Below are 21,210 nucleotides of genomic sequence, written 5' to 3'. Positions count from 1 at the left end.
CTTGCGTTTGAACTGCAGAGAGGGGACACCGCGTGAGGAAGCTGCTGAAGTGGTTGATTCGACTGATCCTGGTCCTGGTCGTCTTTGCCGGTATCGCTTTCGTCCATGTCTGGTACTTCAAGCCGTACAAGATCGACTGGTTCTACGCCCGCGTGTTCGGGCAGTTCGCGCTGCAAAGCCCGCAAATGCTCAGCAGCATGCGCATCCTGCCGCCGTGGGCCGATTTCTACAGCGGCAAGCTGGACGATGCATCCCCGGCCCACGCCGACCGCATGGCGGCCATGGTCAAGGACGACCTCGACATGCTGCACCGCTACGACCGCGACGCTCTCGATGAGGAAGGCAAGCTTTCCTATGATGCCCTGGAGTTCTTCCTTGCCGATCAGGTCGAAGGCGATCGCTTCCGCTTTCACGACTTCCCGGTCAACCAGATGTTCGGTGTGCAGTCGGGCCAGCCGAATTTCATGGCCCAGACCCACCAGGTCAACAATGCGGGGGACGCCGAAAACTACATCAGCCGCCTCGACCGGTTCCCGCTCAATTTCTCGCAGGTGATCGATGGTCTGAAGTTGCGCGAGGGCAAGGGCGTCATTCCGCCGAAGTTCACCGTCGACAAGGTGCTCGAACAGATGAACGGCTTCATCGGCGTTCCGGCAGAGCAGAACATGCTGTACACGAGCTTCGGCGAGAAGCTCGACAGGATTGCCGCCGATGCGATGGACACGGCGACGCGCGAAGACCTGAAGGCGCGGGTCAAGACCTCGATCGAGGCCAGCGTCTATCCCGCGTTCCGCGAGCTGATCGCCTACTTCACGACCCTGCAGGCCAAGGCCACGCAAAACCAGGGGGCCTGGAGCCTGCCTGATGGCGATGCCTATTACGCCTGGTGCGTGCGCAGCCATACCACGACCGACATGACCCCCGAGCAGGTCCACGAACTCGGCCTGGCCGAAGTCGCGCGGATCTCCGCGGAGATGGATGAGATCCTGCGCGGGCAGGGCCTCACCGAGGGCAGTGTCGGCGCGCGGGTGCAGCAGCTGGCGCGCCAGCCCGAGCAGATGTATCCGAACACGCCGGAAGGCAAGACGGCGATGATCGCCCGGTACCAGGCCATCCTCGATGACGTCAATGCCAAGCTCGGCGATGCCTTCAACCGGCGGCCGAAGCTCGGTGTCGAGGTCAAGCCGGTTCCGGCCTTCTCGGAGAAGACCGCCCCGGGTGCCTACTACCAGAGCGGCTCGTTCGACGGTTCAAGGCCGGGCGTGTTCTATGCCAACCTGCGCGATCCCGGCGAGACGCCGAAATTCGCGATGCGCACCCTGGCCTATCACGAGGGCATTCCCGGTCATCACTTCCAGATCACGATTGCGCAGGAGCTGCAGGGCGTGCCGTTCTTCCGTCGCGTGCTTCCGTTCACGGCCTATTCCGAAGGCTGGGCCTTGTACGCCGAACGCCTGGCCTGGGAAATGGGTTTCGAGCAGGATCCCCTCGACAATCTCGGTCGTCTGCGTGACGAGATGATGCGGGCCGTGCGCCTGGTCGTCGACAGTGGCATCCACTACAAGCGCTGGACCCGCGAGCAGGCGATCACCTACATGCTCGACAACACCGGCATGGGCGAAGGCGACGTGACCGCCGAAATCGAGCGCTACTTCGTCAACCCTGGACAGGCCCTGGCCTACAAGGCCGGCATGCTGAAGATCCTGGCCCTGCGCGAAAAGGCGCGAAAGGAACTGGGCGACCGCTTCTCGCTTGGTGCATTCCACGACCAGGTGCTGAGCCATGGTGCGCTGCCGCTGTCCCTGCTCGAGCGCGTCATCGACGACTGGATCGCCAAGACCAAGGCCGGATGATCAGGGTCATGGGCGCTAGCTGACGACAATGGCGGCGCGCCGCGCCGCCAGTCGGGCATCTTCCCGCCGGGCCCTTCAGTGCGCTGGTGCTGGCCGGTTGCGGTCCGGGTTCCGGAGTGGCGGCAATCCGGAACCTCGGCTCAGGCGGCCTGCTCGTTGCCGGCCAACGCCACGCGACCGCGCAGCGAGTTGGCCATCACCTCGGTAATGAGGACGTCGATGAACTGGCCGGCCATGCGCGGATGGCCGGCGAAGTTGACCTTGCGCATGTTTTCGGTGCGCCCGGTCATCTCATTCGGATCACGGCGGCTTGGACCCTCGACGAGGATGCGCTGGGTGGTGCCGAGCATGGCCTCGTTGATGGCGCGCGCGTTGTCGTTGAGCACGCCCTGCAGACGCAACAGGCGGGCGTGCTTGACCTCGGCCGGAGTATCGTCGGCGAGATTGGCGGCGGGTGTTCCGGGTCGTGCCGAAAAGACGAAGCTGAAGCTCTGGTCGAAGCCGACTTCGTCGATCAGCTTCATGGTCTTCTCGAAATCGGCCTCGGTCTCGCCGGGAAATCCGACGATGAAATCCGAGGAGATGCAGATGTCCGGCCGCACCGCGCGCAGCTTGCGGATGCGCTGCTTGTATTCGAGCGCCGTATAGCCGCGCTTCATCGCCGAGAGGATGCGGTCTGAGCCCGACTGCACGGGCAGGTGCAGGAAATTGGCCAGCTCCGGCACGTTGGCATAGGCCTCGACCAGGGAATCGCTGAACTCCATCGGATGCGAGGTCGTGAAGCGGATGCGACCGATACCGTCGATCTGGGCCACGGCATGGATGAGCAGGCCGAGATCGGCGATGCCTCCATCGTGCATCGGCCCGCGATAGGCGTTGACGTTCTGGCCGAGCAGGTTGACCTCGCGCACGCCCTGCTCGGCGAGCTGGGCGATTTCGGCAAGGACGTCGTCGAAGGGCCGGCTGATTTCCTCGCCGCGCGTGTACGGAACCACGCAGAAACTGCAGTATTTCGAGCAACCCTCCATGATCGAGATGAAGGCCGAAGCGCCTTCGGCCCGCGGTTCGGGCAGGCGGTCGAATTTCTCGATCTCGGGGAAGCTGATATCGACCTGCGGCTTGCCGCTCTGTCGGCGGGCCTCGATCATCTCGGGCAGCCGGTGCAAGGTCTGCGGCCCGAACACCAGGTCGACGAATGGCGCGCGCCTGACGATGGCATCGCCTTCCTGGCTGGCAACACAGCCACCGACGCCGATGACCACCGAGGGCTTGTGCTGCTTGATCTCCTTCCAGCGACCGAGCTGGCTGAACACCTTCTCCTGGGCCTTCTCGCGGATCGAGCAGGTGTTGATCAGGATGACGTCCGCCTCGGCGGCATCATCGGTCACGACCAGGCCATGGGCCGCACCGAGGACGTCGGCCATCTTCGCCGAGTCGTACTCGTTCATCTGGCAACCGTGGGTCTTGATGTACAGCTTTCCGGCCATGGGAACTGGAGAATTGTCAGCAAACCCAGTAGTTTACGCACTGGACTTGAGGCCCGCCAGCGAAAGCTGGCCAGGCCGGGCAGGTTGCCTGCTCCGGGACGCCCGTCGCGGCGGCGGCATGTAGTTCCATGGTTTAATGACGAATATGCTGCAAGTACCTGAAAATTCAGTGTTTGGTTTGCTCGCGGCCCTGCTCATGCTGGTCGCGACCAATGCCGCCGCGGACACCTTGTACAAGTGCGAGGGGCCAGGCGGCAGCGTGGCCTACACGAACAAGAGTGCTTCGTTCACCGCCTGCAAGGCAATCGGCCGTTATCAGGCCGGCAAGCCTGCGCCGACCAGCGCCCAGGCCCGCCGCAAGGTCGACTATCAGGAGCGACCGGATGTTCGTGCGGCCAGTTCGGGCGTCGCCTCGACTGCCGCTATCGCGCCGGCTCCGGCGCGGGTGCCCCGGATCGAACCGCCGGCCAACGGCCCAGCCCCGGCAGACAACAAGGTCATGACCAGCGCAACCACGGCCAGCCTGGCACCGAGGGTGCTGCGTGGCGCGGTATACCGGGTCGAGCGGAGCAGCGGGGTCACCGAATACACCAACGTACGGCCGCGCGATGGTCGCTTCGCGGTGCTCTTCACCTACATCTCGACCTGTGTCGCCTGCGACCTGCATTCGACCATCAATTTTGCCCGTACCGCCCTCAATCTCGATGCCTACCGGGACGAAGTCGCCGTGGCTGCGGCCGAGTCCGGCGTCGACGAGTCGTTGCTGCGGGCGGTCATCCACGCCGAGTCGGCGTTCAATCCGATGGCGCTCTCGAGCAAGGGGGCGCAGGGCCTGATGCAGCTGATGCCGGGGACGGCGACCGACCTTGGCGTCGACGATGCGTTCGACGCTGCGCAGAATATTCGCGGCGGTGCGCAATATCTGGCGCGGATGCTGAAGAACTTCAACGGTGACGAGCGGCTGGCCACGGCCGCGTACAACGCCGGACCGGCCGCGGTGCAGAAATACGCGGACGTGCCACCGTACGCCGAAACACAGGTCTACGTCGAACGCGTGGCCACGCTTCGTGATCGCTACCGCAAGGCCCTCTGAGCCAGGGCGCGCGCGCCGGTAGCGCCGCGATCAGGTTCCTGCGTAGTTCGAGGGGCGCTGCATCAGGGTCAGGGCCACCGAAAACGGCACGCCGTTGCGAATGCCGTGGAGACGCGCGACCTGGCCCGGCGCCAGCGCCGCCTCGTGACTGCGCAGGTCGGCCTGGTCGACGATGTCCTCGCCATCGAGCTTGAGCAGGATGTCGCCGCTACGCAGTCCGGCCCGGTCCGCAGGGCCACCGGGCAGGACCTCGAGCACGACCACGCCACGCTGGATCGGGGTGCCGGGTGGCCGCACCGGATTCAGTGCCGATGGATCGGCGTATTCGGCGCCGAACCAGCCGCGAATGACCATGCCGTGGCTGATGATCTGGTCGAGTACGGCCTTGGCCGTCGTCACCGGGATGGCGAAACCGATGCCCTCGGCATTCTGCTGGCCCGCGCCCTGGCGGCCGTCGCCGCCGGCATTGCGGTAGACCGCGGTATTGATGCCAACGAGTTCACCCAGTGCATTGACCAGGGCACCACCGGAGTTGCCGAAGTTGATCGCGGCATCGGTCTGGATGAAGTCCTCGTAGGCGGACAGCCTGAGCTGGCGGCCGGTGGCGCTGACGATGCCCATGGTCACGGTCTTGCCGACACCGAACGGGTTTCCTATGGCGAGGACGACGTCACCGACGTTGACGTCGCCGCGATCGGCGACGGCGATCGTCGGCAGGTCCGCGGCGTCGATCTTGAGCACGGCCAGGTCGGTATCGGCATCGGCCCCAATCACCCGCGCCTGGGCGACCCGGCCGTCGAACAGGAGCACCTGGATATCGTCAGCGCCATTGATCACGTGGTTGTTGGTCAGCACATAGCCGTCGGCGCTGAAGACCACGCCGGAACCGAGGCTCTGCTCCTGCTTCTTGTAGGATGGGCCGGCCGCGATGGCGCCGAACAGTCGGCGCGTGACCGGGTCGGGCACGATCCGGTACTGGCGCACCGTGGTCATCTTGTTGGCGTAGATGTTGACCACGGCGGGTGCGGCACGGGTGACCGCCTCGGCATAGGAAACCGGCCCGCGTTCGCGCGAACTCGACCCCGCTTCCACAGGCCGCGCGGTGGTCGGGCCGGGGGTGTTGCCGCGCAGGCGATCCACCAGGCCCGGTGCAAAAAGGCTCGCGACAAACGCGATCGCCAGACCAAGGATGACATAGCGGAGAATGAAGGCGAGAGTGCTGGCGCGGCGCATGGGATCGGGTTGCATGGAAGAAGGCACAGGATGCAAGGACATCTTGCCGCGTCGCGCTCGATTGTGCGGTGCGGAGTGCTTCGTTAAACTAGCATGATTCTGCGGCATCCCCGCGTTTCCCTGTTCCATTCTCGTTTTTCAGCAAGCACCTCGTGGAGTGCCGGATGGCAAATGACGGCGTCGACAAGGGCCGCCGCAGGTTTCTGACCGCAACGACTGCTGTCGTTGGCGGTGCGGGAATCGCAATGGCGGCCGTACCCTTCATCAAATCGTGGCAACCGAGCGCCCGGGCAAAGACTGCCGGCGCACCGGTCGAAGCGGACATCAGCAAGCTCGAAGTCGGGCAGATGGTCACCTATGAGTGGCGCGGTCAGCCAATCTGGATCATCCACCGCACCCAGGCCCAGCTCGATGCGCTGCCGAGCCAGGATTCCCGGCTCAAGGATCCTAATTCGTCGGTCGAGGACCAGCAGCCGAAATTCGCCCAGAACGAACACCGCTCGCGCAAGCCCGAGCTGCTCGTGCTGGTCGGGCTTTGCACGCACCTGGGCTGCTCGCCGAAGTTCCATGGCGAGCTCGTGCCGGAGCCGTTCGATCCGGACTGGAAGGGTGGCTTCTTCTGTCCCTGCCACAAGTCGCGCTTCGACATGGCCGGCCGCGTCTATGATGGTGTCCCGGCTCCGACCAACCTGGTCGTGCCGCCGTACTACTTCATCGACGATACGCACATCATGATCGGCGCAGCCGAGGGAGCAGCGTGATGGCCAATCGACTGACCCAGGCCGTTACCGGCATGCAGGAGTGGTTCAACGACCGCGCACCGTCCTTCGGCCCGTTCTATGCGAAGCACATGACTTCGTACTATGCGCCGAAGAACTTCAACATCTGGTACATCTTCGGCGTGCTGTCGATGGTGGTCCTGATCAACCAGATCGTCACCGGCATCTTCCTGACGATGTTCTTCAAGCCGAGCGCGGCGGAAGCCTTCGCCTCGGTCGAGTACATCATGCGCGACGTCGAGTGGGGTTGGCTGATCCGCTACATGCATTCGACCGGCGCCTCGGCCTTCTTCGTCGTCGTCTACATCCACATGTTCCGCGGGGTCATGTACGGCTCCTACAAGAAGCCGCGCGAGCTCGTGTGGCTGCTCGGCATGCTGATCTACCTCGTGCTGATGGCCGAGGCGTTCATGGGCTACGTGCTGCCATGGGGCCAGATGTCGTTCTGGGGCGCCAAGGTGATCATTTCGCTGTTCGGGGCGATACCCTACGTGGGCACCGCGCTGACCGAGTGGATCATGGGCGACTACCTGCCCTCGGATGCCACGCTCAACCGCTTCTTCGCACTGCACGTGATCGCCCTGCCGCTGGTGCTCCTGCTCCTCGTCGTGCTGCATATCTTCGCCCTGCACGAGGTCGGCTCGAACAATCCCGACGGCGTCGAGATCAAGAAGGGTCCGAAGGGCAATCGCTGGTCCTCCAGCGCGCCGGCCGACGGCATCCCGTTCCATCCCTATTTCACGGTCAAGGACACCTTCTATACGGGCTGCTTCCTTCTGATCTGCGCCTTCATCATCTTCTTCCAGCCGACTTTCGGCGGTCTGTTCCTCGAACATGACAATTTCATCGAGGCCAATCGCCTGGTCACGCCCGTGCATATCAAGCCGACCTGGTACTACACGCCGTTCTACGCGATGTTGCGCGTAGTGCCGAACAAGCTGGCCGGTGTGCTGACGATGTTCAGTGCGATCCTCGTGCTGTTCTTCCTGCCCTGGCTCGATCGCGGCAAGGTCAAGTCATGGCGCTATCGCGGTACCGGCTTCCGGGTCGCCCTGTTCGTGCTCGGCATCTGCTTCGTCTGGCTCGGCAAGATCGGCTCCGGCCCCGGCACCGATCCGGTGGAGACCATCATTGGCCGTTTCCTGACCGCGGCCTACTTCGGCTTCTTCATTTTCCTCTGGGTCTATACCGCGTTCGGCTTCGAGAAGACCAAGGCCGTCCCGGAGCGGGTGAACGGCCATGACTGAGACCACCATGCACAAGTCCCATCCCTGGATCGCCGGCTTCCTCCTGGCCCTGAGCCTCGGCTTCGCGCTGCCCGCCGCGGCTGCCGAAGAGGGCGGTCTGGCGCCGTCCAACGCCAACCTGGCGGACACCGGCTCGCTGCAGAATGGCGCCAAGCTGTTCATGAACTACTGCTCGGGCTGCCACTCACTCCAGCTGATGCGCTATTCGCGCATTGCCGAGGATCTCGACCTCAGCGAAGACCAGGTCATGAACAACCTCAACTTCACCGGGGTCAATTTCGGTGAGCGGATCCCGCCTTCGATGAACTCGGTGGACGGCAAGACCTGGTTCGGCGCGGCGCCGCCGGATCTCTCGCTGATGGCCCGGGCCAAGGGTGTGGATTACGTCTTCAATTATCTGAAGTCCTTCTACCTGGATGCCAGCCGTCCTGTGGGCTGGAACAACACCGTCTTCCCGAATGCCTCGATGCCAAATCCGCTGTGGGAGCTCCAGGGCGTGCAGACGGCGAAGTTCAAGGCCGCTGAGGGATCCGAGCCGGCGCAGTTCGAGGGCTTCGAGGTGCATCGGGCCGGAACCTTGAAACCCGAGGAATTCGACAAGGTTGCGCGCGATATCGCGAATTTCCTTCAATACGCGGCCGAGCCCGCGGCGATGCAGCGCAAATCCATCGGCATCTGGGTTCTGTTGTTCCTCGCCACCTTCACCCTGTTGGCCTATTTCCTCAAGCAGGAATACTGGAAGGACGTCCACTGAGCGCCCGGCGCGGCCCGCAAAAGCCCGCATGATCTGACCATATTTCGTTTTGCTTCAGTGACTTGGGTCGCCTATTCGGCGGCCCGGTCCGGCTCATCTATGCGCTTTCGCCATGGCGTAGTAGAGTGAGGACGAACGGGAGAGGCCGGGCCAGCCCCGGTTTGTGTGGTCATGCGGGTCACTAGCCCGCCAGGGGAGGTGTGCCGTCATGGCCTTGAGTCAGCGATCACGGGCAGTGCTCACTCTATTTTCCGCGCGAGACTGCGTCCATTGCCATCGGGTTCGGCTGGTGCTATCGGCCAAGGGCGTCAGCTACGACCATGTCATCGTCGACCTGGAAAACCCGCCCGAAGACTTGATCGAGCTCAATCCCTACAATTCGGTGCCAACCCTCGTCGACCGCGACCTGGTCCTCTACGATACCAGCGTGATCTGCGAATACCTGGACGAACGCTATCCGCACCCACCCTTGATGCCCGTTGATCCGCTGTCGCGGGCCCGGCTCCGGTTGGCCATGGTGCGGCTCGAAAACGACTGGCTGACCCTGGTCGACCAGATCGAAGAGGGGGGCAAGGGTGTCGAGGCGGCGCGCAAGGCGCTGCGCGACGAGTTGATCAGCAATGCGCCTGCCTTCAAGGCGTCGAAATTCTTCCTGAGTCCCGAAATCAGCCTGGCCGACTGTGCCTTCGCGCCGCTGGTCTGGCGTTTTCAGTCGCTTGGCATCACCCTGCCGCGCGAGGCGCAGTCGATCGTCGACTATGGCGAGCGGATATTCCACAGCCAGGCATTTCTGCGCAGCATGACGGCCGAGGAGCGCGCATTGCGTGCATGAGGACATCGCGTGCCCGAAATGACAATGACTTCGAATCGGCCCTACCTCCTGCGGGCCATTCACGAATGGATCAACGACAACGGATTGACCCCGTATCTGCTGGTCGAGGCAGGCGCGCCCGGTGTGCGTGTTCCAGCCTCGGCGATCAAGGATGGCCGGATCGTGCTCAGCGTCGCCTCGCGTGCCGTGGCGCGCCTGGACATCGGCATGGAGACCGTCAGCTTCCTGGCCCGCTTCGGCGGGGTCAGCCATTCGATCGAGCTCCCCGTTTCCGCGGTTCTCGCCATCTATGCCCAGGAAAACGGCCAAGGCATGATGTTTCCGGCTGAAGAATCCACTCCGCCCCCCGAGCCGCCCGCGCCGGAAGAGCCGCCCAGGCGACCGCGGCTGCATGTGGTCAAGTAGACGTCGAAGGACGCCCTGCAGGTTCCGCTTCCGGCATCTCGCGGGCGGGCAGCATGTAGCTGGCCATACGGCGTCCATGCAGGCTGATGCTGGCCCGGTGGCGATCGCTTCCGTTCAGGCTGACCTCGAAGCGGTACTGGCGGCGCAGGACCAGCCTGCCTCCCGCGCGAACCACCTGCATGCGCTGCAGGGCAATGCTCTGGTCGAGCCATTGCAGGCCCGAACCCGCACACAGCCGGCGGCTGTGCATCCCGGCCAGTTCGCGCGCGGCGAGGGCGTCGAGCCAGAGCGCAACCGCAATTCCCGCAAGCAGCAAGCCGATCAGCGATCCATCCATGCCGGCAGTGTGCGGCCCGTATTTCCGCCAGGCAAGCAGGTTCGCTCCTGCCTGGTGCGGAACGCCGAAACCCGGTCTGCCCGGAGGTTTCGTCCGCCTTGGCGTCGCGCTGGACGGTTTGTCCCATTGAAGGCAGAGTCTGCCCGACGGGCCGGTGTGCGAACTGTGGCCGGCACGAGTCGGAACGTTCGACGTCGCCGGGATCGCGCGGGCGGCGGTGCGCTGAAACACAGACAGTCGTTCGCGATTCGTTACAATTGGCCGCGAAGGGTAGGGGAGCTGCCGTGACTGCGATTGACATTCCTGGGTACGTGATCCGGCGCGAGGTCGGAGTCGGCGGCATGGCCAGTGTCTATCTGGCCCTGCAGACTTCGCTCGATCGTGAGGTCGCGCTCAAGGTCATGGCGCCTGCGCTGGCGGCCGATCCGACATTTTCCAAGCGCTTCCTGCAGGAGGCGCGAATGCTCGCCTCCCTGGCCCACCCGAATATCGTTCAGGTCTACGACGTGGGCGTCACCCAGGCCCAGCTCAACTATTTTTCGATGCAGTACCTGTCGGGGGGCGATTTCGCCCAGCGCGTGCGTCTGGGACTCAGCGAGAAGGATCTGCTCCGCGTGCTCGAGGGCATCGCCAATGCGCTCGGCTACGCCCATCACCGTGGCTATGTGCATCGGGACGTGGCGCCCGGCAACATCCTTTTCGACGTGAACGACACGCCGTTGCTGACCGACTTTGGAATCGCCCGCGCGTTCAGCCAGGCTGCTCGCATCACCAGCGCCGGGTTCTCGGTCGGCACCAGCCATTACATGAGTCCCGAGCAGGCGCGCGGCAGCGATGTCGATGCGCGTTCGGACCTCTACGGTCTCGGTGTCCTGACCTGGTTCGGTTTGACCGGCAAGCCGCCCTATGAAGGTGCCGATGGGTTCGCGGTTTCCTATGCCCATGTATTCGAGCCGATACCTCGCCTGCCACCGGCCCAGCAGCACTGGCAACCGTTGATCGACAAGGCGCTGGCGAAGGATCCGGCCGACCGCTACCAGAATGCGGAAGAGTTCATCGCTGCGCTCGGTACGATCGAACCGCGCAGCGCCGCCGAGACCGGCGCGCCCCAGGAAGCGCCGACCCGGATCATCCAGCGCGAATCGGTCGCCGCGGCGCTGCGCGCGAACGAGGCGCCGACACGCATCGGTGTACTGCCGACCATGGAGGAGTCACTCGGCGGCGACCCGGCACTGGCAGCGAAGACGGCCAGTACGGCGCGGCCCTGGCTGCCATGGGCGTTGGCGGGGGCCGGCCTGCTCCTGATCGGTTCCGTGGGTTACGCCCTGATTGCCGGGCAGGGCAACGAGCCCGAAGCCCAGGCCAATCGCGTGATCGAAGCGACAAAGTCGCCGCCGGTTCCTGCGGTGTCCGGTGACCAGGCCAAACGTGCCGTTCGACCCCCGGTCGCCGCGGACGCAGGGATCGATGCTTCCGGCGACAATGCTGCTGGGGCCGGCATGGGTGATGCCCTGCTGCCGTCTGACGAACTCGACCTGGCCCTGGTGCCGACCGTGATCGATCCGGTGCTCAATCTTGTTCGCCTGGCTCGTGCCGATCTGGCCGGGCTGCGCCTGACCAATCCTCCACGCACCAATGCCTACGAGCGCTTCAGTCTCGCCCTGCGCATCGACCCGACCAACAGCGCCGCCATCCAGGGCGTCATCGATACCGCGCGAGCCTACCTCGATCTGGCCGACAAGGCCCTTGCCGACGGCAACCCGGGCGAATTTGCCGGCTTTCTCGACAAGGCCGAGGAAGTGGCGGGTTCGCTGAAGGAAGGCGCGGAAACGGTGGCCGAAGCGAAAGCCCGGCGCAAGCGCGAATCCGACAAGTACCTGGCCGAAGCCAGCGCCGCCGTCGATGCGATGGATGGGGCAGCTGCCCGGGCCGCGTTTGAGAAGGTTACGGTTCTCGATCCAGGCAACAAGGCCGCCCTCGACGGGCTGCGCGGCGTCGATCGGATCGGCAAGGCCGGCTACGTGTTCCGTGATTCGATCGGTGCCCGCAAGGGACCCGACATGGTCATTGTGTCGGACACCCTCGCCTTTGCCCGCCACGAGACGACCCGGGGCGAGTTCGCTGCCTGGTGGAAAGCCGGCGGACAACGCCAGTTTGCGGGCAAGGAACCCTCGTGCCGCGATCGGGAATCGATCTTCCGTTCATCGCGAAAACGCGACTGGAAGAATCCCGATATCACCCAGGACGATACGCACCCGGTGGTCTGCGTGAGCTTTGCCGAAGCCCAGGCCTATGCGGACTGGCTCGGCAAGGAAACCGGCAAGCGCTACCGCCTGCCCACTCCTGCCGAGTGGGAGCAGGTTGCGCGCAAGGCCCCGCCGGGAAACTGCTCCACGGCAAACCTCGCCGACGACGCCTACAGGAAAGCGTTCGATTCCCGTGGTGGTGCCGATTGCAGCGATGGTCACGCGGGCACCGCTCCGGTTGGAATTTTTCCAGCGGTTGCCGGGGTCTTCGATATCGATGGAAACGTACGCGAGTGGGTAGCAGCCTGCGGCAAGAGCGCGCCGTTGACGGACGGCTGCCGCGACCACGGGATTCGCGGACGCGGTTGGCTGTCGCCCGCCGACAAGGATGCACTGCTGCAGAGTGACAACTATTCCGAGGACACGGCCCTTAACAGCCTCGGGTTCCGCCTGGTTCGAGTGATCGAAAAATAACCCGTCGCGAAAGCGCTCGGAGGGAGACGCGATGAAATTGATATTCCCGAATGGTGAGCATGCCGCGGTCGAACTGGGCGAGGGGATCACCCAGATCGGTTCCGGCAGCGATTGCCAGGTTGTGCTCGTTGCGCCGGGCGTCGCGGTCAATCATTGCGACGTTGAGATCAACGGTCGCCAGGCCGTGGTCCGGATTCGCGACCAGAGCGTGGCGACCGTGCTCAATGGCCGGCAGATTGCCAAGGAAAGCCCGCTCAAGCCCGGCGATCTGCTTCTGTTCGGCCGTATCGGTTGTCGCGTGGTCGCGTCCGAAGCGACCCCGGCAGTTGCGGCGCCGAAGTCGGTTCCTGCCGCGGACGACTCCGACGGCCGTACACGCGTGCGCATGGCTTTGCCGAAGTTCATGCTGCGCGGCGTTTCCGGCGCTACATTCGGACGCAATTTCGCCCTGGTCGGGACAATGACCATCGGCAGGCAGAGCGATTGCGGGATTCCGATCCAGGCCGAGGAGATTTCCCGCCACCATGCCCGTCTGCAGGTCACCGCGGAAGGTGTCATGGTCGAGGACCTCGGTTCGGCCAATGGAACGTGGATCAACGACAAGCGCGTGCACACGGGCATGCTCGTTCCCGGAGACGAGTTGCGTCTCGATACCGTGCGCTTCCTCCTGCTTTCGCCGGGCGGTCAGGCGCCGGCGGCGACACCCGGCCCCGCGGAAACCGTCCCGGAGCCGGAGAAGACCTCGACTCCCGTGGCCATCTGGGTGATCGGCGCCGTGGTGATTCTTGGCGCGATCGCGGCAGGAGTCCTCAAGTTTCTCGGCAAGATCTGAAATCGGACGATCTCAGGCCCTTTCCCTGACCAGTTCGATGCGCATGGACAGGTCGATCGCGCGGACATGCTTGGTCAGCGCGCCGATCGAGATGTAGTCCACGCCGGTCTCCGCGATGGCGCGTACACGATCGATGCCGACTCCGCCCGATACCTCGAGCGGTACGCGACCGTCGACTTCGACCACCGCCTGGACGAGTTCGTCGAGTTCGAACTCGTCCAGCATGATGCGGTCGGCGCCGGCAGCGAGCGCTTCGCGGAGTTCGCTGAAGTTTTCGACTTCGACCTCGACCATGATCGACGGGTGCAGGCTGCGCGCGCGGGTCACCGCTGCACTCAGCGAGCCGGCCGCGGCAATATGGTTTTCCTTGATCAGGATGGCGTCGAAGAGGCCCATCCGATGGTTCATGCCTCCCGCCGTGCGCACCGCGTACTTCTGCGCGTAGCGCAGGCCGGGCAGGGTCTTGCGGGTATCCAGGATCGTCGTGCGGGTGCCACGGATGGCCTCGACATGGGTCGCCGTCGCTGTCGCCGTCGCCGAAAGGGTCTGCAGGAAGTTGAGCGCGCATCGCTCGGCGCTGACCAGGGCGCGAACGGGGCCTTGTACGTTGCAGAGGACCTGGCCCGGCAGCACGCGCCCACCCTCGTGAGCCATCCAGTCGATCTCGACGGAAGGATCCAGCTCGGCAAAGCTGGCCGCGAACCAGTCCTGTCCGCAAAGGATGGCCGTCTCGCGCGTGATGACCTTGGCCCTGGCCCATTCCGATGCCGGCAGCAGGTCGGCGGTAACATCGCCGCTGCCGATATCTTCGGCGAGGGCGCGACGGACATCGTCGCGGACGATTTCGGGGTCTGGGCGATTCATGCGGGAAACCGGTCAGGGCGTTGCGCAGTGTTGCGGGAAATCACGCAGGGCCCGGCCGGGACCTCGTGGCTGGTTTCGAGGTTGCAGGACGGCGTGGAGCCGGGGTGGTTGCGGGACTTGCTGCATTTATCCATCAGCGCGAATCGCCAGCGCATGCCGGCCTCGGAAAAGCGGGCCGGATAGGGTACTGCAGGTGGGCCGGGTTGTCTCAGGCCGGGGTGCCCTGGGCAGGCGGTGCTTCATCGCTTGCGGAATGGGTCTGTCTCAGGCGTTCGACGATCGCATCGAGGGCGCGATCGAACAAGGGCACTTCCTCGAGCAGAATGGCCGTACCCCGGCGAAGCTCGACGGCCAATGCCGCTACCGACTTGTCGCATACCTTCAGGCCGCGCCGGTTGACGAACAGGTAGCGCGAGCTGATCGGGCTTATCCAGGACAGCTTCGCACGCTCGCGGTTCCCGTTCTCGTCTACGAATTCGATCCAGTTGCCGACCTTCATCTGGCGTGCGGCCATCGCAGACTCATCGTTTTCGTCGACTTCCTCCGGCTCCTGGATCTCCGCCTTTCCGGAGGAAAGCACGATTTCCTCGACCGGACTCTGCGTGGCCGGTGCACCTTCCGCGCGACCCGCGACGGGATTGTCGGCGGTCGGTTCCGCCGCCGCATTGTCGGCGATCACCTCTTCGGCGGTCTTCAGCTCGAACGTCTCTCCATTGAGCAGGCGCTGGTAGAACTGCGATAGTTCCTGCATCAGGGCGCGAACGTCGCCTTCATGGTAGGCAACGGTTCCGAGACCGTGCTTGAGTGCTTTCTCGAGCTGGGGCAGCAAGGTGCGCAGCCGGGTCTTGTCGGCTTCCGTGGTCTTCGGCAGCGAACTCCAGACGAATTCATCGGCGAAGCGCAGGGCGTTCTTCCATTCATCGGAATCGTGGCCATGGCGCAGGTCGGTGAGCACGAGATAGTTCGCCCAGGGACGCGACAGCACGTTGTGGATGACGGGAGCCAACTCCCGGTTGCCAATGCGGGTGAGGATTTCCCGAGCCGCCTCGCGGCGTGCCGTATGCAGCTTTTCACGACCACGGGTGACTTCCGCGGCGCGCTGCTCGGCGAGTTCGGAACGTCGCTTGTGCTGGTGCACGAACTGCTCGAAGCCCGCGAGCTCATGTTCGATGATCGCCAGGTCGTCGTCGAAGTCGGTCAGAACCGTTTCGACCACCGACTTGATGCGGTCGTAGAGCTTGTTGTCGACATCCGACTCCGCCGACCAGCTCTTGCCGGCTTCGGCGATCGCATCGAGGAGGCGCCGCGCCGGATGCGACTTCTGCGCAAACAGATGCTTGTCGAGGATGGCGATCTTCAGGTACGGGATCTGCAATCGGCCGACCATGGCCTGGATCTGCGGTGGCAGATTGCGATCCTGCAGGATGAACTCGAACAGCATGCCGACCAGATCGATCGTGTCCTCGTCGGCCGAAGACACACTGTAACCGCTGGTCGCGTTGCCACCGAGTCGATGCGCCTGCTCGAGCAGTTCCTGCTTGATCTGCTGCACGGCCTTGGCCGCATCGGCGACCGACTCGGCATGCGACAGGTTCGCATTGGTCTGGCTCTGCAGGATCGACAGCGCGCTGAGCAGGTCGGTCGGACTGAGGTTGGGCACCATGCCGCCACCGCCACCGCCACCGCCATAGCTGCCGGCCTCACCACCGCCGTGTTCGCCGCGCGGATGGCGGCTGGCCAACAGGTTGCGCAAGGTGCCGTAGAGTTCCGCCTGCAGCTCGGCGGCGACAGGATCATAGCTGGCACCCGGATAGGCGCCGCCTTCGACGCCCGGTTGACCTTCGCCCGCAGGGGGTGCGGATTGGCCGGCCTGTGGCGCACCTGGTGGCAGGGTGCCGCGACCGCGTGCGGACTGCGGCAATTGATGGCGGATCTGCGGCAGCACGCCGGCCCGGATCAACTCGGCATTGACTTCATCGTAGAGCGGTTCGAGGCCCGACATCACGTAGCGGTCGAACAGTTTGTAGATGATCAACTTGACCTGTACGTTCAGTTCGAATTCGCGCACCGCATTGCGAAACGCCTGGCAAAGCGGGGCAGGACCGATCGGATTGCTGGCGTCCTCGACCGTGTTGCCGCCGACGATCACGCCGAGTCGCTGGTTGACCAGATGCAGCGTGCGCGACAGGCGGTTTTCCGCCTTGGAAACCATGCTCGATATGGCCAGTGAATCCTCGAGTTCCTGATCATCGACCAGGGAAAGTCCACCGCTCGTCGGGTTGGCCACTTCCGGCCGTACCGGTTTGAGGTTGCCTTCGGCAAAGTCGCTGAAGATCTTCGAGAGCTGCTCCTGGAAGACGCGCTCAACGAGCTGGCGCTTCTTGCGGACTTCGCGCATGCCATCAAAGAACTGCACTTGCACGGCGTTGCTCTCGGCGCGTTCGGCGAGATGGAACAGGGCGTCGTCGACATTCTCGAAGAGCGTGCTGACCAGGCCATTGACGCGCTTGAGCGCAATTCCGCGAACGAGCTTCAGCAGCTCGCCCAGCCGGTCCCCGGAACCGGACAGGGCACCCTGGCGCTGTTTCAGTTCGACGACTCGGTTGGGCTTGTCTTCAGGGGTGGACATGGGGCCTCGATCCGCTCGAAAACCGCTCGAGCCTGTGTAAGGCACATAGCTTGCCTCAGGATAGGCAAAGCTTCATGTGCCGAGCGTCCCGCGAATGTGACCTGGGTCACAACCTAGCGTGGAAAGTCGGCCAACTGCAAGGTGCTGATCGCCTCATCCGCGAGCATCACCGGGATATCGTCCTCGATCCGGTAGATGGTCTTGCCGTCGCGCGTGATCAGGGCCTCAGACAACGGCAGGCTGACAGGGGTTCCGGCGACAGTCTGCACGATGCCCGCATCGACGTTGCGGTTGACGATCTCGAGTTCGTCTCGACGTGCAGGGCGCACCGGCGTCTTCGTCAGTGGACAGCAGAGTATGTCGAGGAGGTGTTTGTCCATGGTGTCGACTCCGGCGCGCGCGGTTTGCCGGGATGGCGCGCCGAACAGGCTTCGCAATATGCGTACAATAGCGATTTTCCTCCGCCACGACCATGACCGACCAAGCCCAAACTCCGCGATTAGGCGTCGTGATGGGATCCCGCTCCGACTGGGAAACCATGCGTCATGCCGTGGAAACGCTCGAGAGCCTGGGTATCGCCCATGAGGTTCGCGTGGTTTCCGCACACCGTACGCCCGATCTCATGTTCGAGTATGCCGAAGCGGCCGCCGGCCGCGGCATCCGCGCCATCATCGCCGGTGCTGGCGGTTCCGCGCACCTGCCGGGCATGCTGGCTGCGAAAACCCTGTTGCCGGTACTCGGTGTCCCGGTGCAGTCGCAGGCGCTGAACGGCATGGATTCGCTGCTCTCGATCGTGCAGATGCCGGCGGGAATCCCGGTCGCCACGTTTGCGATCGGACGCGCCGGTGCGGTCAATGCGGCGCTCTGCGCTGCGGCGATGCTGGCCACCAGTGATCAGGCCCTGGCCGGGCGTCTTGCAACCTACCGCCGCGAGCAGGCCGAATCGGTCCTGTCGAGGCCAGACCCACGCAAGGACTGAATTGTGGCGACCATTGGCATCCTTGGTGGCGGGCAACTTGCGCGAATGCTGGCCCTTGCCGGCGCACCGCTTGGACACCGCTTTCTCGTCGTCGACAGTGCCGAAGACGCGTGCGCGGCCCAGGTGGCGCCGGTGCTGCGGGCCGACTGGCGCGATTTCGCCGCCCTCGAGGCATTCGCCTCGAAAATCGACGTGGCGACCTTCGACTTCGAAAATGTGCCTGCCGAAACCGCCGAGTGGCTGACCGCGCATACGCGCGTGTTCCCGAATCCGGCCGCGCTTGCCGTGGCCCAGGATCGGCTGGTCGAGAAGTCGCTGTTCGGTGAGATCGGGCTGGACACGCCGACCTTCGCAGCGGTGGACAGTCTTGCCGACCTCCACCGTGCGGTCGAAAAGACCGGTCTCCCGGCCGTACTCAAGACGCGCCGGCTCGGCTACGACGGCAAGGGCCAGGCCATCCTGCGCCAGCATTCGGACATCGAGTCGGCGTGGGATGCGCTCGGTGGTGTACCGCTGATCCTCGAAGCCTTCGTCGCCTTCGAGAGCGAGATGTCGGTGATCGCCGTGCGCTCGCGCAGCGGCGAGTTCCGGCATTATCCGCTGACCCGCAACTGGCACAGCAACGGCATTCTCTCGGCCAGTCTGGCGCCTGTCGCGGTCGAGGCAGAACTGCAGCGGCGCGCCGTCGCGCGGGCCCGTGCGCTCGCAGAGCGGCTCGACTACGTTGGTGTTTTTGCCCTCGAGCTGTTCGCCTGTGGGGATCGCCTTCTCGGCAATGAAATGGCGCCGCGCGTGCACAATTCGGGGCACTGGACCATCGAAGGCACGGCCTGCAGCCAGTTCGAGAACCACATTCGCGCGGTCCTCGGCCTGCCACTCGGTGATACCGATGCAAGGGGCTGCAGCGCGATGCTGAACTGGATTGGCGAGCTTCCCGACGCGACACCCGTGTTGGCCGAGGCGCGTGCGCATTGGCATGACTACGGCAAGTCGCCGCGGCCCGGTCGCAAGGTTGGCCACGCGACTCTTTGCGCCGACAGCGCCGAAGAACTGGTCGAGCGCCTGCAGCGCGTCGGACGCGCCCTCGACCGCGAAGTCCACGTCGCCCCGGTCATCGCGGCCTTGGCCGCGAACGGCACGGCGTAGGGGCGGGTCGCGGACCCGCCCCGTGTTGCACGCGAAGTTGCATGTGGGTCTCGGACCCGGCCGTACGAATTGGGTCCGTCTTCCGGGGTTTCGTTTTACCGAATCCCAAATCTCGAATCTCGAATCCCGGCCCTAAGCCATCTGGCTTTCGACGAACTTCCAGTTGACCAGATTCCAGAACGCCTCGAGGTATTTCGGGCGCGCATTCCGGTAGTCGATATAGTAGGCGTGTTCCCAGACGTCGCAGGTCAGCAGGGCGCGATCGCTGCCGGTCAGCGGAGTAGCTGCGTTCGAGGTGCTGGCCAGGGCGAGACCGCCATCGGGGCGTTGCACCAGCCAGCCCCAGCCCGAGCCGAAGGTTCCGACCGAGGTCTTGGTGAACTCTTCCTTGAACTTGGTGAAGCTGCCGAATGCCTTGTTGATAGCGTCGGCGAGCTTGCCGGTCGGCTCGCCCCCGGCATTCGGCGCGAGACAGTTCCAGTAGAAGGTGTGGTTCCAGATCTGCGCGGCATTGTTGAACATGCCACCGCTGGATTTGCGGATGATCTCTTCGAGGCTCAGCTTTTCGAATTCGGTGCCGGCAATCTGGTTGTTCAGGTTGGTGACATAGGTCTGGTGATGCTTGCCGTAGTGGTAGTCGATGGTCTCGGCCGAGATGTGCGGTGCGAGCGCGTCTCGGGCCCACGGAAGCGGGGGTAGTTCGATGGCCATGGGAATCTCCTTGCCGGTTGGTGGGTGGGTGCCGGATATCGGCAATGGTTTGGGTACCGTGAATTCAATTTCCCGACCGGGCGCTGTCCAGTCGGGCCAGTCCCTCAGCATATGAAGCTGGCGTGATGCAAATCAACCACGTCGACGCCGGACTGGTAAAATGGCGGATTGGTGCGACCCGCCTTGGCTGGTCGCGATCCGTCATTGCCGGGAATACCATGGATATCATCGAACGCATCAGGTCCACCGTCCAGTCGGCACCCATCGTCCTCTTCATGAAGGGCACGCCGCAGTTTCCGATGTGCGGGTTTTCAAGCCGGACGGTCAAGGCGCTCAATACGCTGGGCGCACCGTTTGTATCGGTCAACGTATTGGAAGACCCCGAAGTGCGCGCGAACCTTCCGCGTTATTCGAATTGGCCGACCTTCCCGCAACTCTTCATCGCCGGCGAGCTGATCGGTGGTTGCGACATCACGCTCGAACTGTTCGAAAGCGGCGAGCTCGAGCGTATGGTCCGCGAAGTGCACAAGGCGTGAACGCGCCGCTGCCGCTGGCCCGGGTCGAGCACCCGCAGCCGGATGTCGATTCGCTGCGTGGGCGCGTCGTCCTCATTACGGGTGCCAGTGGTGGCCTCGGTCGGGCCTGCGCGCTCGCTTGCGCCCGCACGGGAGCCACGGTGGTACTGGCGGGGCGCAAGGTTCGTCCGCTGGAAGTGCTCTACGACGAGATCGAGGCGCTCGGCGCGCCGACGCCGGCGATCTATCCGATAAACCTGGAAGGGGCCACGCCCGACGACTACGCCAGCCTCGCCGACGCCGTTCGCATCCAGTGCGGTCGGCTCGACGCGATCGTGCACGCGGCGGTCCTGTTCGACGGTCTGCGCCCGGTTGAACAGGTCAAGCCAGCTGACTGGCTGCGGATCCAGCAGGTCGGGCTGAATGCGCCGTTCCTGTTGACACAGGCCTGCCTGCCGCTGTTGCGCGAGCGCACGGATTCGGCAGTCGTGTTCGTCCTCGACGATGCCGAGCGATTCGGCAAGGCGTATTGGGGCGGATACGGCACGGCCAAGGCTGGTCTCGCCGCGTTCGCCTCGATCCTTCACGAGGAAACCGAGACCGGGACGGTGCGCGTGCATGCGCTGTTGCCGTCGCCGATGCGTACCGCCCTGCGGCGCATGGCCTATTTTGGCGAGGACGCGCTGCAACGCGAGCTGCCGGACCGGGCCGGCGCGGCCGCCGCATTCCTGACCAGTCCCGCAGCGTCGGCCTTGCGCGGCCGCACGCTCGATCTTCGCCCCGGTACGTGAGCA

20 protein-coding genes are annotated in these 21,210 nt (G+C 64.3%); 13 read left to right on the top strand and 7 right to left on the bottom strand.

Translation table 11 applies throughout. From position 1 onward, the window contains the following. The first annotated feature begins 32 nt into the window (after positions 1-32). Positions 33-1,853, top strand: coding sequence for a DUF885 domain-containing protein (locus BM125_RS01085; protein WP_092404025.1), 1,821 nt, complete (start codon positions 33-35; stop codon positions 1,851-1,853). Positions 1,854-1,993: 140 nt separating this feature from the next. Here the strand turns inward: BM125_RS01085 and miaB are convergent, their stop codons facing one another. After that, positions 1,994-3,340: a tRNA (N6-isopentenyl adenosine(37)-C2)-methylthiotransferase MiaB gene (gene miaB / locus BM125_RS01080; protein ID WP_092404024.1), complete on the bottom strand. Its 1,347-nt coding sequence runs from the start codon at positions 3,338-3,340 to the stop codon at positions 1,994-1,996. Between the two features lie 169 nt (positions 3,341-3,509). On the opposite strand from miaB, the gene BM125_RS01075 reads away from it, so the two are divergent. Continuing rightward, on the top strand, positions 3,510-4,433 hold the full coding sequence (locus BM125_RS01075; RefSeq protein ID WP_245778744.1) for a lytic transglycosylase domain-containing protein: 924 nt from the start codon (positions 3,510-3,512) through the stop codon (positions 4,431-4,433). A 30-nt stretch (positions 4,434-4,463) separates the two neighbouring features. Here BM125_RS01075 and BM125_RS01070 read toward each other — a convergent pair whose 3' ends face one another. Continuing rightward, positions 4,464-5,681, bottom strand: coding sequence for a S1C family serine protease (locus BM125_RS01070; RefSeq protein ID WP_342741283.1), 1,218 nt, complete (start codon positions 5,679-5,681; stop codon positions 4,464-4,466). 149 nt (positions 5,682-5,830) lie between these two features. On the opposite strand from BM125_RS01070, the gene petA reads away from it, so the two are divergent. The 5 genes from petA to BM125_RS01045 all read left to right on the top strand — a co-directional run bounded on the left by petA (position 5,831) and on the right by BM125_RS01045 (position 9,683). After that, on the top strand, positions 5,831-6,427 hold the full coding sequence (gene petA / locus BM125_RS01065) for a ubiquinol-cytochrome c reductase iron-sulfur subunit (RefSeq protein WP_092404021.1): 597 nt from the start codon (positions 5,831-5,833) through the stop codon (positions 6,425-6,427). Then, positions 6,427-7,692: a cytochrome b gene (locus BM125_RS01060; protein ID WP_092404020.1), complete on the top strand. Its 1,266-nt coding sequence runs from the start codon at positions 6,427-6,429 to the stop codon at positions 7,690-7,692. Before petA ends, BM125_RS01060 begins: the two co-directional genes overlap by 1 nt. Beyond that, positions 7,685-8,446, top strand: a complete 762-nt coding sequence (locus BM125_RS01055) for a cytochrome c1 (RefSeq protein WP_245778743.1) — start codon at positions 7,685-7,687, stop codon at positions 8,444-8,446. The genes BM125_RS01060 and BM125_RS01055 overlap by 8 nt, the downstream gene beginning before the upstream one ends. Before the next feature lie 208 nt (positions 8,447-8,654). Next, positions 8,655-9,278 (top strand): glutathione S-transferase N-terminal domain-containing protein, encoded by a 624-nt coding sequence (locus BM125_RS01050; RefSeq protein ID WP_092404019.1) that lies wholly within the window; start codon positions 8,655-8,657, stop codon positions 9,276-9,278. A gap of 24 nt (positions 9,279-9,302) precedes the next feature. Next, a complete protein-coding gene (locus BM125_RS01045) occupies positions 9,303-9,683 on the top strand; it encodes a ClpXP protease specificity-enhancing factor (RefSeq protein WP_092404018.1) in 381 nt (126 codons plus the stop codon). Here the strand turns inward: BM125_RS01045 and BM125_RS01040 are convergent. Continuing rightward, positions 9,676-10,020: a DUF3301 domain-containing protein gene (locus BM125_RS01040; protein WP_092404017.1), complete on the bottom strand. Its 345-nt coding sequence runs from the start codon at positions 10,018-10,020 to the stop codon at positions 9,676-9,678. The genes BM125_RS01045 and BM125_RS01040 overlap by 8 nt on opposite strands. Before the next feature lie 284 nt (positions 10,021-10,304). On the opposite strand from BM125_RS01040, the gene BM125_RS01035 reads away from it, so the two are divergent. Both BM125_RS01035 and BM125_RS01030 read left to right on the top strand, forming a co-directional pair. Then, a complete protein-coding gene (locus tag BM125_RS01035) occupies positions 10,305-12,740 on the top strand; it encodes a bifunctional serine/threonine-protein kinase/formylglycine-generating enzyme family protein (RefSeq protein WP_139224799.1) in 2,436 nt (811 codons plus the stop codon). Between the two features lie 31 nt (positions 12,741-12,771). Then, complete coding sequence (locus tag BM125_RS01030; protein WP_092404015.1) at positions 12,772-13,572, top strand: FHA domain-containing protein; 801 nt, start codon at positions 12,772-12,774, stop codon at positions 13,570-13,572. A 12-nt stretch (positions 13,573-13,584) separates the two neighbouring features. On the opposite strand, the gene nadC is transcribed toward BM125_RS01030, so the two are convergent. The 3 genes from nadC to BM125_RS01015 form a co-directional block, all read right to left on the bottom strand. Beyond that, positions 13,585-14,436 carry a carboxylating nicotinate-nucleotide diphosphorylase gene (gene nadC, locus BM125_RS01025; protein WP_092404014.1) on the bottom strand — a complete coding sequence of 284 codons (852 nt, stop codon included), beginning with the start codon at positions 14,434-14,436 and terminating at the stop codon, positions 13,585-13,587. Positions 14,437-14,644: 208 nt separating this feature from the next. Beyond that, a complete protein-coding gene (locus BM125_RS01020) occupies positions 14,645-17,065 on the bottom strand; it encodes a DUF1631 domain-containing protein (RefSeq protein WP_092404013.1) in 2,421 nt (806 codons plus the stop codon). A gap of 113 nt (positions 17,066-17,178) precedes the next feature. Further along, positions 17,179-17,445, bottom strand: coding sequence for a Trm112 family protein (locus tag BM125_RS01015; protein WP_092404012.1), 267 nt, complete (start codon positions 17,443-17,445; stop codon positions 17,179-17,181). Between the two features lie 92 nt (positions 17,446-17,537). Between BM125_RS01015 and purE the strand changes: the two genes are divergently transcribed. Beyond that, on the top strand, positions 17,538-18,044 hold the full coding sequence (gene purE / locus BM125_RS01010) for a 5-(carboxyamino)imidazole ribonucleotide mutase (RefSeq protein WP_092404011.1): 507 nt from the start codon (positions 17,538-17,540) through the stop codon (positions 18,042-18,044). After that, positions 18,045-19,190, top strand: coding sequence for a 5-(carboxyamino)imidazole ribonucleotide synthase (locus BM125_RS01005; protein WP_092404010.1), 1,146 nt, complete (start codon positions 18,045-18,047; stop codon positions 19,188-19,190). 132 nt (positions 19,191-19,322) lie between these two features. Here BM125_RS01005 and sodB read toward each other — a convergent pair whose 3' ends face one another. After that, positions 19,323-19,901: a superoxide dismutase [Fe] gene (sodB, locus tag BM125_RS01000; protein ID WP_092404009.1), complete on the bottom strand. Its 579-nt coding sequence runs from the start codon at positions 19,899-19,901 to the stop codon at positions 19,323-19,325. 218 nt (positions 19,902-20,119) lie between these two features. On the opposite strand from sodB, the gene grxD reads away from it, so the two are divergent. Both grxD and BM125_RS00990 read left to right on the top strand, forming a co-directional pair. Further along, positions 20,120-20,437, top strand: coding sequence for a Grx4 family monothiol glutaredoxin (gene grxD, locus BM125_RS00995; protein WP_092404147.1), 318 nt, complete (start codon positions 20,120-20,122; stop codon positions 20,435-20,437). Next, entirely contained in the window at positions 20,434-21,207 is a 774-nt protein-coding gene (locus tag BM125_RS00990; protein WP_092404008.1) for an SDR family NAD(P)-dependent oxidoreductase, read from the top strand. Before grxD ends, BM125_RS00990 begins: the two co-directional genes overlap by 4 nt. Positions 21,208-21,210 lie beyond the last annotated feature (3 nt).

The sequence above is a fragment of the Dokdonella immobilis genome (assembly GCF_900115085.1).
GTDB lineage: Bacteria > Pseudomonadota > Gammaproteobacteria > Xanthomonadales > Rhodanobacteraceae > Dokdonella > Dokdonella immobilis.
The sequence above is the reverse complement of the archived record's forward strand: the minus strand, read 5'-3'. Positions and strand labels throughout refer to the sequence as shown.